The organism is Arthrobacter sp. NPDC080031 (assembly GCF_040702485.1).
GTDB lineage: Bacteria > Actinomycetota > Actinomycetes > Actinomycetales > Micrococcaceae > Arthrobacter.
In genome coordinates this window covers 56,002-70,025 of sequence record NZ_JBFBLA010000014.1, presented here as the reverse complement: position 1 = coordinate 70,025, position 14,024 = coordinate 56,002, and the positions used below count along the sequence as shown (strand labels likewise).

The window sequence follows — 14,024 nt, the reverse complement described above, 5'->3', positions numbered from 1 at the left end:
TTTATTGCTCCTGATCTGAATGTTTCTTGCTGCCGGTTACTTCTCGGAATTCGACGAGTTGGCTGTTCCGCCACCGCCGGCCACAGAGCCTGCGTGGGCGGAGATCTTGTCGAAGAAGCCGTACTCGAGCGCTTCGGTAGCCGTGAACCACTTGTCGCGATCGTTGTCCTTGAGGATGGTCTCCACGGTCTGTCCGGTCTGCTCGGCCGTCAGCTCGGCCATGACCTTCTTCATGTGAAGGATCAGCTCCGCCTGGATCTTGATATCCGACGCCGTGCCGCCGATGCCGCCGGAAGGCTGGTGCATCAGGATACGGGCGTTGGGCGTGGCGTAGCGCTTGCCCTTGGTGCCCGAGGAAAGGAGGAACTGGCCCATGGAGGCCGCGAGCCCGGTGGCAACCGTCACGACGTCGTTCGGGATGAACTGCATCGTGTCGTAGATGGCCATGCCGGCGGTCACGGAGCCGCCGGGAGAGTTGATGTACAAGTAGATGTCCTTCTCCGGGTCTTCAGCGGAGAGGAGGAGGAGCTGGGAGCAGATCGCGTTGGCGTTCTCGTCACGGACTTCGGATCCGAGCCAGATGATGCGCTCTTTCAGCAGGCGGTTGTAGATGTAGTTGTCCTGGGCCGCTGGATCGACGGTTGCCATCCTGGGGGCCTCTGCGTGCTGTGACATAAGTACTTACCTCTCGCTGGTGACAGGGCCATTGCTGAACTTGCCATCCCTGATCTTCACTACTTGGACACTAACCGTTTTCCACGGCGATTTGTTCTCTCAAATCGCGCTGTTCGCTGACGGCGCACGATTGCGGAAGGGTGCCGCTTTTGGCGCTGGCCGGGCTTAAACCAAGCCGCCCCCGGATCACGGATCCGGGGGCGGCTTGAGTTGAAACTAGAACTTCACTGCAGCAGGGTCATCGCTCGGAACAACAGCCGCTTCTTCGGCTTCAGCTGCTTCTTCCGTTGCCGGGAGTTCTTCGCCGGCGGGGCGCACGAAGTCGCTGAGGTCGACCTTGTTGCCTTCGGAATCGACAACCTCGGCCTGGCCGAGGACGACCGCGAGAGCCTTACGGCGGCGTACCTCGGAAACCATCATGGGAACCTGGCCGCTCTGATCGATGATCTGGGCGAACTGGTTAGGGTCCATGCCGTACTGGCTTGCGGTGCTGACGATGTAGTCGATCAGCTCGTTCTGGCTGACGCTCACTTCTTCCTTGTCGGCAATGGCGTCAAGGATGATCTCGTTCTGGAAGGCGCGCGCAGTGTTGGCCTTGACCTCGGCGCGGTGTTCCTCGGTGTCGTGCTCGCCTTCACCGTGGGCGTTCTCCGCGTTGAAGTGCGCTTCGAGCTGCTCTTCGACCACGGAATCCGGAACCGGAACCTCGATGAGCTCGACGAGCTTGTCCAGGACCTTGTCGCGGGCTTCGACGCCCTGGCCGACGACCTTGGACTCAGCGGCCTGCTTGGCAAGGTCTTCACGCAGTTCGGCAAGGGTGTCGAACTCGGATGCCAACTGGGCAAAGTCGTCGTTGGCCTCGGGAAGCTCGCGCTCCTTGACGGTCTTGACAACAACCTTCACCTGGGCTGCCTCGCCGGCGTGCTCGCCGCCAACCAGCGTGGTGTCGAAAATTGCTTCTTCTTCGGCAGAAAGGCCGGTGACAGCCTCGTCGAGGCCCTCAAGCATGGTGCCTGCGCCGACCTGGTAGGACAGGCCGGTGGCGGAGTCAATCTCGGCGCCGTCGATCGTGGCGGTGATGTCGATGGTCAGGAAGTCGCCATCGGCGGCCGGGCGGTCAACGGACTTCAGCGCGCCGAAGCGGCCGCGGAGCTCGTCGAGGGCCTTGTCAACGTCGGCGTCGGAGGATTCGGCTGCAGCAACCTCGACCTTGATTCCGGCGTAGTCGGGCAGTTCAACCTCGGGACGGACGTCGATCTCGACCTGGAACTTCAGCTCACCGTCGGTCGAGGACGGGTCCGGAACCTCGGTGATCTCAACCTCGGGGCGGCTCAGCGGACGGAGGCCGGCTTCCTGGACGGCAGCCTGGTACCAGCCGTTGAGGCCGTCGTTGATGGCGGTCTCCAGGACGTATCCGCGGCCAACGCGCTGGTCAACCAGCTTGGAGGGAACCTTGCCCTTGCGGAACCCGGGAACCTGGATCTGCGAAGCAACGGTCTTGTAAGCGGCATCGATGCTCGGCTTCAGTTCCTCAAAGGGAACCTCAACGTTGAGCTTGACCCGCGTGGCGGTGAGGTTCTCGACAGCGCTCTTCACAGTCTAAGTACTCCTGGTTTTGTGGGATGGGGTTCTGCCGCGTCCCGGATCGGGACAGGCACACAGAGTCGGGGTGACAGGATTTGAACCTGCGACTTCCTGCTCCCAAAGCAGGCGCTCTAGCCAAGCTGAGCTACACCCCGTGAATGCACAGGACAGTCTACGGCCATCTCGGCGGAGAATGCACATTTGACACTTGGCCCCTGAATTAGGTTTAGTTATATCCGGCTTCAACAGCCGCCGGAAAGATGTGCGGAACACTCTGTCAGTTTGATAGAAATCCGTGCAGTCTTGCCCGGGGACGTAGCTTAATGGTAAAGCCTCAGTCTTCCAAACTGATTACGCGGGTTCGATTCCCGTCGTCCCCTCCAAGAACGAAGGGCCCCTCATCGAGGGGCCCTTCGCGTTTCCCCAGGTTTGCAACCGCCAAGGGCGGACTTCAGTTCTGGCAGCCGGGGCACCAATAGAGTTTGCGGGCACCGATCTCGGCCATCCCCACGGCTTCGCCGCATCGGCGGCACGGGCGTCCCTGCCGCTTGTAGACAAAGTGAGCCTCGCCGTCGAACGCTCCGGAGTTCCCGCCGCTCCACAAAGCCGGCGGGGTCGTAACAATCCGGCCGTCACGGACGCCGTCGGACATTGCCGACACGGTGTCATCCCAGAGTCGTCCGGCGGTTTCGGCGTCGAGGGAGCTGCCCGGAGTCCACGGATCAACGCGCTGGCGGAACAGCACTTCCGCGCGATAAATGTTGCCGATCCCGGCGACGACAGACTGGTCCATGAGGAGGAGCCCGACGGCGGTCTTGCGGCGCAGCAAGCGGCGGATGAACTCCGCACGGTCCCCAGGGCGGTTGTGGAGAGGATCGGGACCTAAGCGGGCCAGGACAGCCGCAGCCTCGGCGTCGGTGATCGCTGCGCACGTGGTGGCGCCCCTCAGGTCTGCCCAGCCGTTCTCCTAAACGAGGCGCACGCGCACGGCACCCACGGGCTCGGGCGGACCCGCGTAGCCGCTTCCGGGGCTCCCTGCGCGGGAATCCGCACCCAGCCCGGGATCCTGCCCTGCGTCTTGCGGGAAGGTCTCACGTTCTCCGATCCGCCGTGGCGCACCGATGCTCGAGGCCCCGCGGAAAGATTCATCGCCACCGAAACTCCACGCACCGTAGAGGCCCAGATGGACATGCAGAAGAACCCCATGGTCAAAACGGAGGAAGAGCTGCTTGCCGTGCGCCGTCGCTTCGAGCAGTTCGTGGCGGTCCAAAAGCGCCGCGCCTGCTGCGAACCGGCCTTGGGGGCTGGAGACCTCGAGCACCTTCCCGGCAAAAACATCCTGGAACTGGCGTGCCAGGCGATGGATGGAATGCCCTTCAGGCACTACGCAACGATTTCGCCGGTGTTCTCATAGACGGCGATTTTTCCGATGCGGCGCACGTGGCGTTCGTCGTTGCTGAACGGTTCTTCCAGGAAGGCCTCGATCAGTTCGGTGGCTTCCTCAACGGTGTGCTGGCGGCCTCCAACGGCAACCACGTTGGCGTCGTTGTGCTCGCGGGCCAGTTTCGCGGTGGAGAGGTTCCAGGCGAGTGCGGCCCGGACGCCCTTGACCTTGTTCGCGGCAATTTGCTCACCGTTGCCGGATCCGCCCAGGACAATGCCCAAAGCGTGAATGCCTGCCTTCTGGTCGGCGACTACGGCGGTGGCCGCGTTGATGCAGAACGAAGGGTAGTCATCAAGGGCGTCGTACACCTTGGGGCCATGGTCAACGACGTCGTAGCCTTTGGCAGTCAAATGGCTTACGAGGTGGGCGCTGAGCTCCATGCCGGCGTGGTCCGTGGCGATGTGGACGCGGGGTGTGGTCACAGGAAGTCCATTCAGTCTGGCGCTGCGAACGCGGCAATGCCGGGCGCGGCGGTGAGGGATGCGGTTCCTAGGTTACTAGGATCGGACCCCGGCTCACCTCTTAAGACGAAGCCAGACCATACGGGCTCAGGTGACCGGAGGCTGCTCGCCGTGCTGGGCACGCGCCGCGACGCGGTTCAGGATTCCGGCAAGCCGGTCAGCTGTGGCCGAGGTCCCGGCGCTGAACGCCACCCTCCGGCCGCTGACCTGGCGGACGACGACGGCGGGACCGCTGCTGACGAGCATGGCCGTGGCTCCTCCGTGGTGCCGGAGTCCCCAGCCGCCGAAGTCGGCAGCCCTGACTTCCTGCGCGGCAGCGCCTGCGATATCCGCGGCAGGCACCGTAAGGACCCGCAGAACGCCCGCAACGAAGACCTGCACGCCTCCCCTGTCCGCCCTGACCCGGACGAAGAGGAAACAGGCTCCTATGACGGCGACCACTGCGAGCAATGCGCCCAACCACGGGAGCGCAATCGCGATCAACGTGGCGGGGAACAAGGTGGCCACGCAGATCATCACGAATACCGAACTCCGCGCGTGGACCCACAGCAACATGGAATCCTCCGCCAGGCCGGGGTCTTCCGTCCGGATCCTTTCGGCCTCGAGGGCTGCGTCGTCTTCCAGTGTCCAGTGCGGGTCGGGCTTGAAAGCCATCATCATGACCACGCCCAGGGGCAGCGCCGCGCCCGCGCCCAGCGCGAGGACCGTGGCATCAACGTGGGAGCTGCGGGCGTCGGCCAGTCCCGTCTGCCCCACGAGGCCGGCGGCGAGCACGGCGGTGATGAAGAGGGTCACCATGAGGCCCATGCCCATCATGACCCGGCGCATGATCACGGGCCGGGCCAGGGGAACCGCCTGGATGAACACCAGCCAGCCCGCGAGGATTAGGAACCCTCCGCCGCCTAAAACGTAGGCGAGGAACGGCGCAAAGCTGATTCCGCCGTCGGCGTTCCACGCGATCGCGACAGGATCGGGAAGGTTGTTGCGCAACATGAGGGCGCACACGGCAAACGCGCCGGCCAGCAGCAGTGGAAATGCCACCGCAAAGCGGAGTGCCCGGAGGTCCAACGAGTCGCGCATCTTTCCCATATTCCAACGCTACCCCGCGCCGGCGACACTGTGATCGAGCTGCCTTGCCAAGGCAGGATCAAGTGAAAGAATGACTTCACAGCGCCGGCGCTGGCTGAAACCAACCGGCTTCTCGACACCATTCTTGGAGGCAACCTTGCCAGGCCTGAACCTGACGCGCGCCGAAGCCGGACAGCGCGCGGAATTGCTCAACGTGACCTCGTACGACGTCACCCTCGACTTGACGAAGGGCGCCACGGTCTTCGGCTCCACCACGGTGGTGACGTTCTCCGCCGTCGAGGGCTCCTCGAGCTTCATCGATGCGATCACGGAGACGGTGCACAGCGTGACGCTGAACGGCGTCGAACTCGATCCGGCAGCAGTGTCCGACGGCGTGCGCATCGAGTTGCCCGGACTCGCCGCCGAGAACGAACTCAGGGTAGTTGCCGATGCCCCCTACATGAACACCGGTGAGGGCCTGCACCGCTTCGTGGACCCGGTGGACAACGAGGTCTACTTGTACACCCAGTTCGAGGTGCCAGATTCCCGCCGCATGTTCGCTGTCTTCGAGCAGCCGGACCTGAAGGCCGCATTCACGTTCACGGTCACTGCGCCCTCGCACTGGGACCTCATCTCCAACTCGCCCACTCCGGTACCGGTGGAAACCACTCCCGGGGACGACGGCGGTGCGCGCTCGATCTGGCATTTCGGCCCCACTCCCCGCATCTCTTCCTACGTCACTGCCTTGATCGCGGGACCGTACCAATCGGTCCGAAGCAAGGTCACCAGCTCCGATGGCCGCGTCATCCCGCTCGGTGTGTTCGCCCGCAAATCCCTCATGCAATACCTGGACGCCGACAACATCTTCGAACTGACGCGCCAGGGTTTTGAGTTCTTCGAGGCGCAGTTCGGATTCCCGTATCCCTTCGAGAAGTACGACCAACTGTTCGTTCCCGAGTTCAATGCCGGCGCCATGGAAAACGCCGGCGCGGTGACCATCCTCGAAGGCTACGTGTTCCGGGGCAAGGTCACCGGCGCCCAGATCGAGCGCCGCGCCATTACCGTGCTGCACGAGCTGGCGCACATGTGGTTCGGGGACCTTGTCACGATGCGATGGTGGAACGACCTCTGGCTCAACGAGTCCTTCGCCGAGTACATGTCCCACTTGGCGGCGGTCGAGAACACGGAATTCGACCGGGCGTGGACCACTTTTGCCTCGGTGGAGAAATCCTGGGCGTACCGGCAGGACCAACTGCCCACGACACACCCGATTTTCGCCGAGATCAACGATCTCCAGGACGTCGAGGTCAACTTCGACGGCATCACGTATGCCAAGGGAGCTTCCGTGCTGCGCCAGTTGGTCGCCTGGGTGGGACCGGAACAGTTCATGGCCGGCGTCCGCGAATACTTCCAGAAGCATGCCTGGCGGAACACCGAGCTCGTGGACCTCATGAAGGAACTCGAAGCTGCCAGCGGCCGCGACTTGGACCAGTGGGGCAAGCTCTGGCTCGAGACTGCCGGCGTCAATACGCTCTCCCCCGAGCTTGAGGTCGACGCCAACGGCATCATCACGTCCTTTGCGATCCTGCAGACGGCTATCGACGAGCAGCCCACGCTGCGGCCGCACCGCCTCGCCGTCGGATTCTACAACCTCTCAGCCGAAGGTAAGCTTGAGAGGACCCACCGGGAGGAGCTCGACGTCGACGGCCCCCGGACCGACGTCGCCGCCCTTGCCGGAAAGCCACGTCCGGACCTGGTCCTGCTCAACGACGACGACCTCGCGTACGCCAAGGTGCGCCTCGACCCCCCGTCCCTGGCCACTGCGAAGGCCCACCTGAAGGACTTCGCCGACAGCCTGCCGCGCACCCTCGTGTGGGGCTCGGCCTGGGATGCGGCCCGCGACGGCGAAACCCCGGCCCGTGGCTACGCCGAGCTGATCCTTGCGAACATCGCGTCCGAGACCGATTCTTCCGTGATCCAGACCCAGCTCCGGCAGCTGGCCACCACCCTGACCTACTACGTCGCAGCCGAGCACAAGGCTGCCGCCACGGTGGCGGCCGCTGACGCGCTGTGGGACCTCTCGACCACCGCGGCTGCCGGATCGGACGCCCAGCTCCAATTCGTGAAGTCCTTCGCGCTGCTCGCCGCGAGCAGCTCCCAATTGGACACCATCCAGGCGGTCCTGGACGGCAGCACCGTCCTGGATGGCCTGACCGTCGACCAGGACTTGCGGTGGGAACTCCTCACCGCACTGGTGGTGGGCGGGCGCCAGGGCCAGGAGCGGATCGACGCCGAACTCGAGCGCGACCACACGGCCAATGGCCAGAACGCGGCCGCTTTGGCGACGGCAGCCCTTCCCACCCCCGAGGCCAAGGCCGCCGCGTGGAAGAAGATCGTGGTCACAGGCGAGCTTTCCAACGCCATTCAAAGCTCCGCCGTCACGGGCTTCACCCGGGTGCTGGACACCTCCCTGTTGGAGCCGTACGCCGAAGAGTACTTTGAGGCCGTGCCGGAGATTGTTGCTACCCGCACCCATGCGCTGGCCCAGCAAATCGTCGTCGGGCTCTACCCGGCTCAGCTGACCACGCAGGCCACGGTTGACCGCACGGACAAGTTCCTCGCCGAGCTGCCGGCGGATAGCAGCGCCCTGCGGCGCATGATGCTCGAAAACCGCGACGGCGTTGCCCGCGCCTTGAAAGCCCGCGCGACAGACGTCTAGGAACCGTCGGGTGAATCACCGTCAGGCCCCGGTTCCGCTTCACTGGGACCGGGGCTTTCCCGTGTGCCGCGCGCCAAATCACCGACGCTAGACTTTCCGCATGAGCCTGGACGAACACCGCTACTCCCTGACCGTGCGCTGGACCGGAAACCTGGGCACCGGGACTTCCACCTACCGGGGCTACACGAGGGACCACGACGTCGAAATCCCCGGCCTGCCTGTCCTGAAAGGCTCCTCGGATCCCACCTTCCATGGAGACCGTAGCCGGTACAACCCCGAGCAACTTCTCCTCACCGCCCTTTCCCAGTGCCACATGCTGTCTTTCCTGCATGTCGCGGTCAAACACGGGGTGGTCGTCACCGATTATGTAGACCATGCCGAGGGCATGATGAGGCTCAATCGCGACGGCAGCGGCCAGTTCGAGAACGTCACCTTGAAGCCGCAGGTCACGGTTGCCGACCCTGCGCATGTTTCCCTGGTTGACGAACTGCACCATGAGGCCAACCAGGTGTGCTTTATCGCCAGGAGCGTTAATTTTCCCGTTCTGCATGAGCCAAGCACGGCGGTGGCCGCCAACTAGCCACATGACGGGAAGGCGGTTACGCCAGGAATCACGATGCGCATCCGGCCGCGCTACGGCGATAGGGTTGACCGTGGACAAAGTGTTCAGCGCCCGGCAACAAGGGCCCGGCGAACAAATGGATCCCGTGAGGAGCATTCCCGCACATGAACGTCGCCTCGTCGACCGACAACATCGTGGCCGATGCAGCCAAAATCGATTACGCGTCAATCTTCGTGACGCTGGGCATTGGGTTGGTGGTCTGGGTTGTGGCCCGGTTCATCATCCTGCGTATTACCCGCCGAGTGGCCGAGGGCACGAGCTTCTTCAAGAAACCGCATTTCAGGTGGGTCCAGCCGGCCTTCCGGGCGCTCGACCATGAAAGGCGCGCCCAACGCGCCCACACGATCGGCTCGCTGCTGACAAGCGTGTTGAGCGTAGTGGTGGTGGTCATCGTCATCATCTACGTGCTCAAATACCTGAATGTGGATATTGCACCGCTGCTCACCAGCGTCGGGATTCTGGGTGTGGCCATCGGCTTCGGCGCCCAACAGCTCATCCGCGATTTCCTGTCCGGCATTTTCATCACCATCGAGGACCAGTTCGGGATCGGCGATGTGATCGTGACCACCGAAGTGATCGGCACCGTTGAATCCGTGGGCCTGCGCATCACCCGGCTCCGGGCCGAAGACGGTGCCATCTGGTACCTGCGCAACGGAGAGATCCTGAGGGTGGGCAACCGCTCGCAAGGCGACTACGTGCCGGCGGAACCAGCAGCCCCGGACGACGTTCCGCCTGCGCCCCCGGGTACTGCGCCTGCCGAAACCGCCGCGTCCGGCGCGCCTCAATCTTCAAAGGAATCCCTCAAGATTCAAGAGCAGAAAGCAGGTGAGTGACATGGGCGGCCAGCCGGTATCCTCAACACCGCAGCCGGCCGAACGGCGGCAGTTGATGCAAAACGATCCGTTCAGCCAGCCTGCCTACACCGACAGCTTCTATGAGGCCATCGGTGGCCACGAGACTTTCGTGAAGCTCATCGATGTCTTCTACGACGGCGTCGCAGGAGATCCGTTGCTCCGGCCCATGTACCCGGAACAAGACCTCGCCCCGGCAAAGCGCCGGTTCCTCATGTTCCTTGAGCAGTATTGGGGCGGTCCAGGTACCTACAGCGAGGAACGCGGGCACCCCCGGTTGAGGATGCGGCACATGCCGTTCCAGGTGACGCCCGAAGCCAAGGACCGCTGGCTCTTCCACATGCGCGCGGCAGTGGATTCGCTCGGCTTGTCGCCGCTCCACGAAGGAACGCTGTGGGACTACATGGAGCGGGCTGCGCTCACGATGGTCAACAGCCCGTCCGTCCAGCAGCCCTGAGCTTGTAGCCCCGGCCTGGCTCTAGAGTGGGGCAGCAGGGTCCCTACGTGGCGCGGAACGCGACACGAAAGGGCCTGCCCCAATCTCAACGGGCTTGGAAACCCAGGCCTGATCCGGATCGTGCCAGGATGTGGCCCCGGCTCCCGCTGAGCCGGAACCAGCGGCCGTTGCGGAAGAGCCGGTGTTCGCCGTCGCCAAGGAAACCGAGCGCCAAGGCCGCGAATGCCGCGCCTGCGGGCACGCCGTCGAGTCCCGGAATCTCCCGGCCCCACACCGCGGCCCTGGCATTGTTGACGATCAGCGCACCAGGCTGGTCCGGAACAATCCCTGCCACCTCGGCAATGCCGGCATTCGCCACGGACTTGAGTTCGGCGTCGGGCACTGAACCCAGCGGCTCCCAGCCGCTGCGGGGCGCTCCGACTCCTGCCCACGGTTCGGAAACGGTCGACGGCGGGATCGGAAGCTCGACGTCGTCGGCACCGGAACGCGCCAAGCGGTCCAGGACCGAGGACAGGCTCACGGTGACGTCCGCTTGCGCGTCAGCGGCGAGGGCGATGGTCCGAAGCCCGAGAATGGTCGGCGTCGCTTCGCCCAGGAGGCGGGGCCTCAGGACGCACACATATGCAGCCAGGACCCTTCCGGAGGCCTGCAGCCGGATGGCGCCGTCGTCGATGCTCTTGGCACGCGTGACGTAAGTGCGGAGATCCGCCAGATCACGGGGATCGACGAAACGGAAGGACTGGGTCAAAACATCGGACACATCATCGACTCTACCGGCATGTCCGCGGTTGAGAGGGGTCAGGGGGGCGTCTAGAGTCGAACCATGACTGACGCGCGCGCCGGCCTGGAACATCAGGTCGCCCTTGAGGACCCCACATCCACCCTCATCGACCTGTTGTCCTTGGCCGACTTCGACGGCGCGAGGACCGCCGAGGACATCTTCCTCGGCCCCTCCCAGAAACAGCCACGCCACCGCGTGTTCGGCGGGCAGGTGCTCGCCCAGTCCCTCGTTGCCGGCATGCGCACGGTCGAGGAGGACCGGACCGTCCATTCCATGCATGGCTATTTCCTTCGTCCGGGCGACGCCAACCAGCCCATCACTTTCAGCGTTGAACGGCTTCGTGACGGACGCTCGTTCTCAGCCCGGCGGGTGCACGCCTACCAGGAAGGCCAACCGATCCTGTCGATGATCGCTTCCTTCCAGACCGAAGCCGAGGGGGTGGAACACCAGTCCGCCATGCCGGCCGGAATCCCGGACCCCGAATCACTGCCGAGCACGGCGGAACTGCTGCAGAAGTACGACCATCCGCTCGCCCGCCATATGTCCTTCGAGCGGCCCTTCGATGTCCGCCACGTCGATCCCGCAATCTATGTGGAGGCGCCGAAGGACCGGGTAGCCAGCAATGCGGTCTGGATGAAGACCTTCGGCCCGATGCCGGACGATCCCAACCTTCATCTGGCCGCCTTGGCGTACGCAAGCGACTACACCATCCTGGAATCGGTGCTGCGCAAGAACGGATTGAGCTGGATGACGCCAGGCATGAGCGTCGCGAGCCTTGACCACGCCATGTGGTGGCATCGCCCCGTCCGCGTGGACGAGTGGCTGCTCTACGTGCAGGAGTCCCCCAGTGCCCAAGGCGCCCGCGGACTCGCCACCGGCAAAATCTTCAGCCGCGATGGCCGGCACGTCGCCACGGTAGCGCAAGAGGGCATGCTCCGGATCCCGGCGTAGCCGCCGCAACGCCGCCAGGATCATCGAAGCAAAGAAGGCCGGCGCCCCGGGGGAATATCCAGGGCGCCGGCCTTCTGTGGAGTAATCCGCTTAGTCGCGGGTCAGCTTGCGGTGCGTGACACGGTGCGGCTTGGCAGCGTCCGCACCGAGGCGCTCCACTTTGTTCTCCTCGTAGGACTCGAAGTTACCCTCGAACCAGTACCACTTCGACGGGTTCTCCTCGTCGCCTTCGTAGGCCAGGATGTGGGTGGCGACCCGGTCGAGGAACCACCGGTCGTGCGAGACCACTACGGCGCAGCCGGGGAATTCGAGCAACGCGTTCTCAAGACTGCTGAGGGTCTCGACGTCGAGGTCGTTGGTGGGCTCGTCAAGAAGCAGGAGGTTTCCGCCCTGCTTGAGGGTCAGCGCCAGGTTCAGGCGGTTACGCTCACCACCGGAGAGCACCCCGGCTTTCTTTTGCTGGTCCGGCCCCTTGAAGCCGAAGGCCGCGACGTAGGCGCGGGACGGCATTTCAACATGGCCGACCTGGATGAAGTCCAGGCCGTCCGAAACGACCTCCCACAGGGTCTTGTTGGGGTCGATGCCGCCACGGCTCTGATCTGCGTAGGAGATCTTGACCGAGTCACCGATCTTGAGGTCGCCGCCGTCGAGCGGTTCCAGCCCGACGATGGTCTTGAACAAGGTGGTCTTGCCGACGCCGTTAGGACCGATGACGCCTACGATGCCGTTCCGGGGCAGCGTGAACGAAAGCCCGTCGATCAGGGTCCGGTCCTCGAAGCCCTTCTGCAGGTTCTTGGCTTCCAGGACCAGGCCACCCAGGCGCGGTCCTGGCGGAATCTGGATTTCCTCGAAGTCGAGCTTCCTGGTGCGGTCAGCCTCGGCTGCCATTTCCTCGTACCGGGCCAGACGGGCCTTCGACTTGGTCTGGCGACCCTTGGCGTTGGAGCGGACCCATTCAAGTTCCTCGCTGAGGCGCTTGGCCTGCTTGGCGTCCTTTTTGCCCTGGATTTCGAGGCGGGCACGCTTCTTCTCCAAGTAGGTGGAGTAATTGCCTTCATAGGGGTACAGGCGGCCCCGGTCCACTTCACAGATCCACTCGGCGACGTGGTCCAGGAAGTAGCGGTCGTGGGTGATGGCGAGGACGGCACCAGGGTAGGCCGAGAGGTGCTGCTCCAGCCACAGGACACTTTCGGCGTCCAGGTGGTTGGTGGGCTCGTCAAGGAGCAGGAGGTCCGGCTTCTGCAGCAGGAGCTTGCAGAGAGCCACGCGTCGGCGTTCACCACCGGACAGGACAGTCACGTCGGAGTCGCCCGGCGGGCAGCGGAGTGCGTCCATGGCCTGCTCGAGCTGGGAATCGATGTCCCACGCATCTGCTGCGTCGATGGCTTCCTGAAGGTGGCCCATTTCCTCCAGCAGGGTGTCGTAGTCGGCGTCCGGGTTGGCCATTTCCTCGGAGATCTCGTTAAAGCGCTGGATCTTCGAGTAGATCTCGCCCACGCCTTCCTGGACATTGCCCAGGACGGTCTTTTCCTCGTTCAGGGGCGGCTCCTGCAGGAGGATGCCCACGGAGTAGCCGGGGCTGAGGCGGGCTTCGCCGTTCGACGGTGTGTCGATACCAGCCATGATCTTCAGGATCGTGGATTTGCCGGCTCCGTTCGGGCCAACGACGCCGATCTTCGCGCCAGGGAAGAACGACATGCTGACATCGTCCAGGATTAGTTTTTCGCCAACGGCCTTGCGAGCCTTGGTCATCGTATAAATGAATTCCGCCATGCCGTTAAATCTAATGGGTGGCAAGGCATAACTCACATTCGGCCCTGCTAGCGGGAATCCCCGACGAAGCATTTGCCGCTGGCCAACACTGGCAAGACCGTCACGGAAACCTGGCCGGCCCTGATCTCGCCCATGACGCAGTCCTTGTCCAGTCTCGCCGCGGCCTCGATGGCGTCGACATCCAGCCCCGTTGGCGTCTTGCTCGCCGATACCTCCACAGCAGGGGCCGGAATCCCGGCGGATACGAGTTGCGATCGCAGTTCGTCTTGTGCCGGTTTCGGAGTTGCGGCGGCAATGGTCTTCAGTACGGATTCCATGGTCTGCTTCAGGGTCGCAGTGCCCGGGCTGAGCGAAGCGGACGCCGATGCCGATGAGTTTCCAGCACTGGGGGTGACTGCGGGAGCTGCGGTGGCTGTGTTCGATGGGGCTGGCGATGAAACCGCCGTGCTTCCTGACACCACAGGAGCAGGCACCGTGCAGCCGGCCATCAGCCCGGCCATGATTAACGGTACTGCAAGCAGCAAACCCGGGCTCCCGGCCGCGTCGCGGCGTACTGATCGTTTTCGCGGCGTTCCCCTGCTCATCACCCGGCCATTCTGCCATGCGACGCACTACGCGCTGCGCCACACGGCATCCGC

At 63.9% G+C, this 14,024-nt stretch carries 12 protein-coding genes, 2 tRNA genes and 1 pseudogene; 6 read left to right on the top strand and 9 right to left on the bottom strand.

The window, feature by feature from the left end; translation table 11 throughout:
- Positions 1 to 36: 36 nt before the first annotated feature.
- The 3 genes from AB0323_RS13485 to AB0323_RS13475 all read right to left on the bottom strand — a co-directional run bounded on the left by AB0323_RS13485 (position 37) and on the right by AB0323_RS13475 (position 2,414).
- A complete protein-coding gene (locus AB0323_RS13485) occupies positions 37 to 648 on the bottom strand; it encodes an ATP-dependent Clp protease proteolytic subunit (protein ID WP_284991226.1) in 612 nt (203 codons plus the stop codon).
- 243 nt (positions 649 to 891) lie between these two features.
- Entirely contained in the window at positions 892 to 2,271 is a 1,380-nt protein-coding gene (gene tig / locus AB0323_RS13480; RefSeq protein WP_366177768.1) for a trigger factor, read from the bottom strand.
- Positions 2,272 to 2,339: 68 nt separating this feature from the next.
- Positions 2,340 to 2,414: transfer RNA gene (locus AB0323_RS13475), tRNA-Pro, on the bottom strand.
- Positions 2,415 to 2,568: 154 nt separating this feature from the next.
- Here AB0323_RS13475 and AB0323_RS13470 point away from each other — a divergent pair.
- A tRNA-Gly gene (locus tag AB0323_RS13470) sits at positions 2,569 to 2,642 on the top strand.
- Between the two features lie 68 nt (positions 2,643 to 2,710).
- On the opposite strand, the pseudogene AB0323_RS13465 reads toward AB0323_RS13470, so the two are convergent.
- The 3 genes and pseudogenes from AB0323_RS13465 to AB0323_RS13455 form a co-directional block, all read right to left on the bottom strand.
- Positions 2,711 to 3,643: pseudogene (locus AB0323_RS13465) on the bottom strand (DNA-formamidopyrimidine glycosylase family protein).
- Positions 3,643 to 4,125 (bottom strand): ribose-5-phosphate isomerase, encoded by a 483-nt coding sequence (locus AB0323_RS13460; protein ID WP_364537855.1) that lies wholly within the window; start codon positions 4,123 to 4,125, stop codon positions 3,643 to 3,645. Before AB0323_RS13460 ends, AB0323_RS13465 begins: the two are co-directional and overlap by 1 nt.
- A gap of 126 nt (positions 4,126 to 4,251) precedes the next feature.
- A complete protein-coding gene (locus AB0323_RS13455) occupies positions 4,252 to 5,253 on the bottom strand; it encodes a hypothetical protein (protein WP_366177767.1) in 1,002 nt (333 codons plus the stop codon).
- A gap of 136 nt (positions 5,254 to 5,389) precedes the next feature.
- Between AB0323_RS13455 and pepN the strand changes: the two genes are divergently transcribed.
- From pepN to AB0323_RS13435, 4 genes are all read left to right on the top strand, one after another.
- A complete protein-coding gene (gene pepN / locus AB0323_RS13450; RefSeq protein WP_366177805.1) occupies positions 5,390 to 7,951 on the top strand; it encodes an aminopeptidase N in 2,562 nt (853 codons plus the stop codon).
- Between the two features lie 100 nt (positions 7,952 to 8,051).
- The gene (locus AB0323_RS13445; protein WP_366177766.1) at positions 8,052 to 8,531 is read left to right on the top strand and encodes an OsmC family protein; all 480 of its coding nucleotides are present in this window, start codon (positions 8,052 to 8,054) and stop codon (positions 8,529 to 8,531) included.
- Positions 8,532 to 8,677: 146 nt separating this feature from the next.
- Positions 8,678 to 9,406: a mechanosensitive ion channel domain-containing protein gene (locus tag AB0323_RS13440; RefSeq protein ID WP_366177765.1), complete on the top strand. Its 729-nt coding sequence runs from the start codon at positions 8,678 to 8,680 to the stop codon at positions 9,404 to 9,406.
- A 1-nt stretch (position 9,407) separates the two neighbouring features.
- Complete coding sequence (locus tag AB0323_RS13435) at positions 9,408 to 9,881, top strand: globin (RefSeq protein ID WP_366177764.1); 474 nt, start codon at positions 9,408 to 9,410, stop codon at positions 9,879 to 9,881.
- Between the two features lie 85 nt (positions 9,882 to 9,966).
- Here the strand turns inward: AB0323_RS13435 and AB0323_RS13430 are convergent, their stop codons facing one another.
- Positions 9,967 to 10,641, bottom strand: coding sequence for a hypothetical protein (locus AB0323_RS13430; protein ID WP_366177763.1), 675 nt, complete (start codon positions 10,639 to 10,641; stop codon positions 9,967 to 9,969).
- A gap of 63 nt (positions 10,642 to 10,704) precedes the next feature.
- Here AB0323_RS13430 and tesB point away from each other — a divergent pair, with 63 nt between their 5' ends.
- On the top strand, positions 10,705 to 11,613 hold the full coding sequence (tesB, locus tag AB0323_RS13425; RefSeq protein ID WP_366177762.1) for an acyl-CoA thioesterase II: 909 nt from the start codon (positions 10,705 to 10,707) through the stop codon (positions 11,611 to 11,613).
- A 90-nt stretch (positions 11,614 to 11,703) separates the two neighbouring features.
- On the opposite strand, the gene ettA is transcribed toward tesB, so the two are convergent.
- Both ettA and AB0323_RS13415 read right to left on the bottom strand, forming a co-directional pair.
- Positions 11,704 to 13,386: an energy-dependent translational throttle protein EttA gene (gene ettA / locus AB0323_RS13420; RefSeq protein WP_366177761.1), complete on the bottom strand. Its 1,683-nt coding sequence runs from the start codon at positions 13,384 to 13,386 to the stop codon at positions 11,704 to 11,706.
- 47 nt (positions 13,387 to 13,433) lie between these two features.
- On the bottom strand, positions 13,434 to 13,703 hold the full coding sequence (locus AB0323_RS13415) for a hypothetical protein (RefSeq protein ID WP_366177760.1): 270 nt from the start codon (positions 13,701 to 13,703) through the stop codon (positions 13,434 to 13,436).
- Between the last annotated feature and the right edge of the window lie 321 nt (positions 13,704 to 14,024).

Excerpts from the sequence above, each read along its gene's own strand:
- AB0323_RS13440 (WP_366177765.1), top strand. The coding sequence starts at position 8,678 with ATGAACGTCGCCTCGTCGACCGACAACATCGTGGCCGATGCAGCCAAA.
- AB0323_RS13455 (WP_366177767.1), bottom strand. The coding sequence starts at position 5,253 with ATGGGAAAGATGCGCGACTCGTTGGACCTCCGGGCACTCCGCTTTGCG.
- AB0323_RS13435 (WP_366177764.1), top strand. The coding sequence starts at position 9,408 with ATGGGCGGCCAGCCGGTATCCTCAACACCGCAGCCGGCCGAACGGCGG.
- AB0323_RS13415 (WP_366177760.1), bottom strand. The coding sequence starts at position 13,703 with ATGGAATCCGTACTGAAGACCATTGCCGCCGCAACTCCGAAACCGGCA.
- ettA (WP_366177761.1), bottom strand. The coding sequence starts at position 13,386 with ATGGCGGAATTCATTTATACGATGACCAAGGCTCGCAAGGCCGTTGGC.
- tesB (WP_366177762.1), top strand. The coding sequence starts at position 10,705 with ATGACTGACGCGCGCGCCGGCCTGGAACATCAGGTCGCCCTTGAGGAC.
- AB0323_RS13445 (WP_366177766.1), top strand. The coding sequence starts at position 8,052 with ATGAGCCTGGACGAACACCGCTACTCCCTGACCGTGCGCTGGACCGGA.
- AB0323_RS13485 (WP_284991226.1), bottom strand. The coding sequence starts at position 648 with ATGGCAACCGTCGATCCAGCGGCCCAGGACAACTACATCTACAACCGC.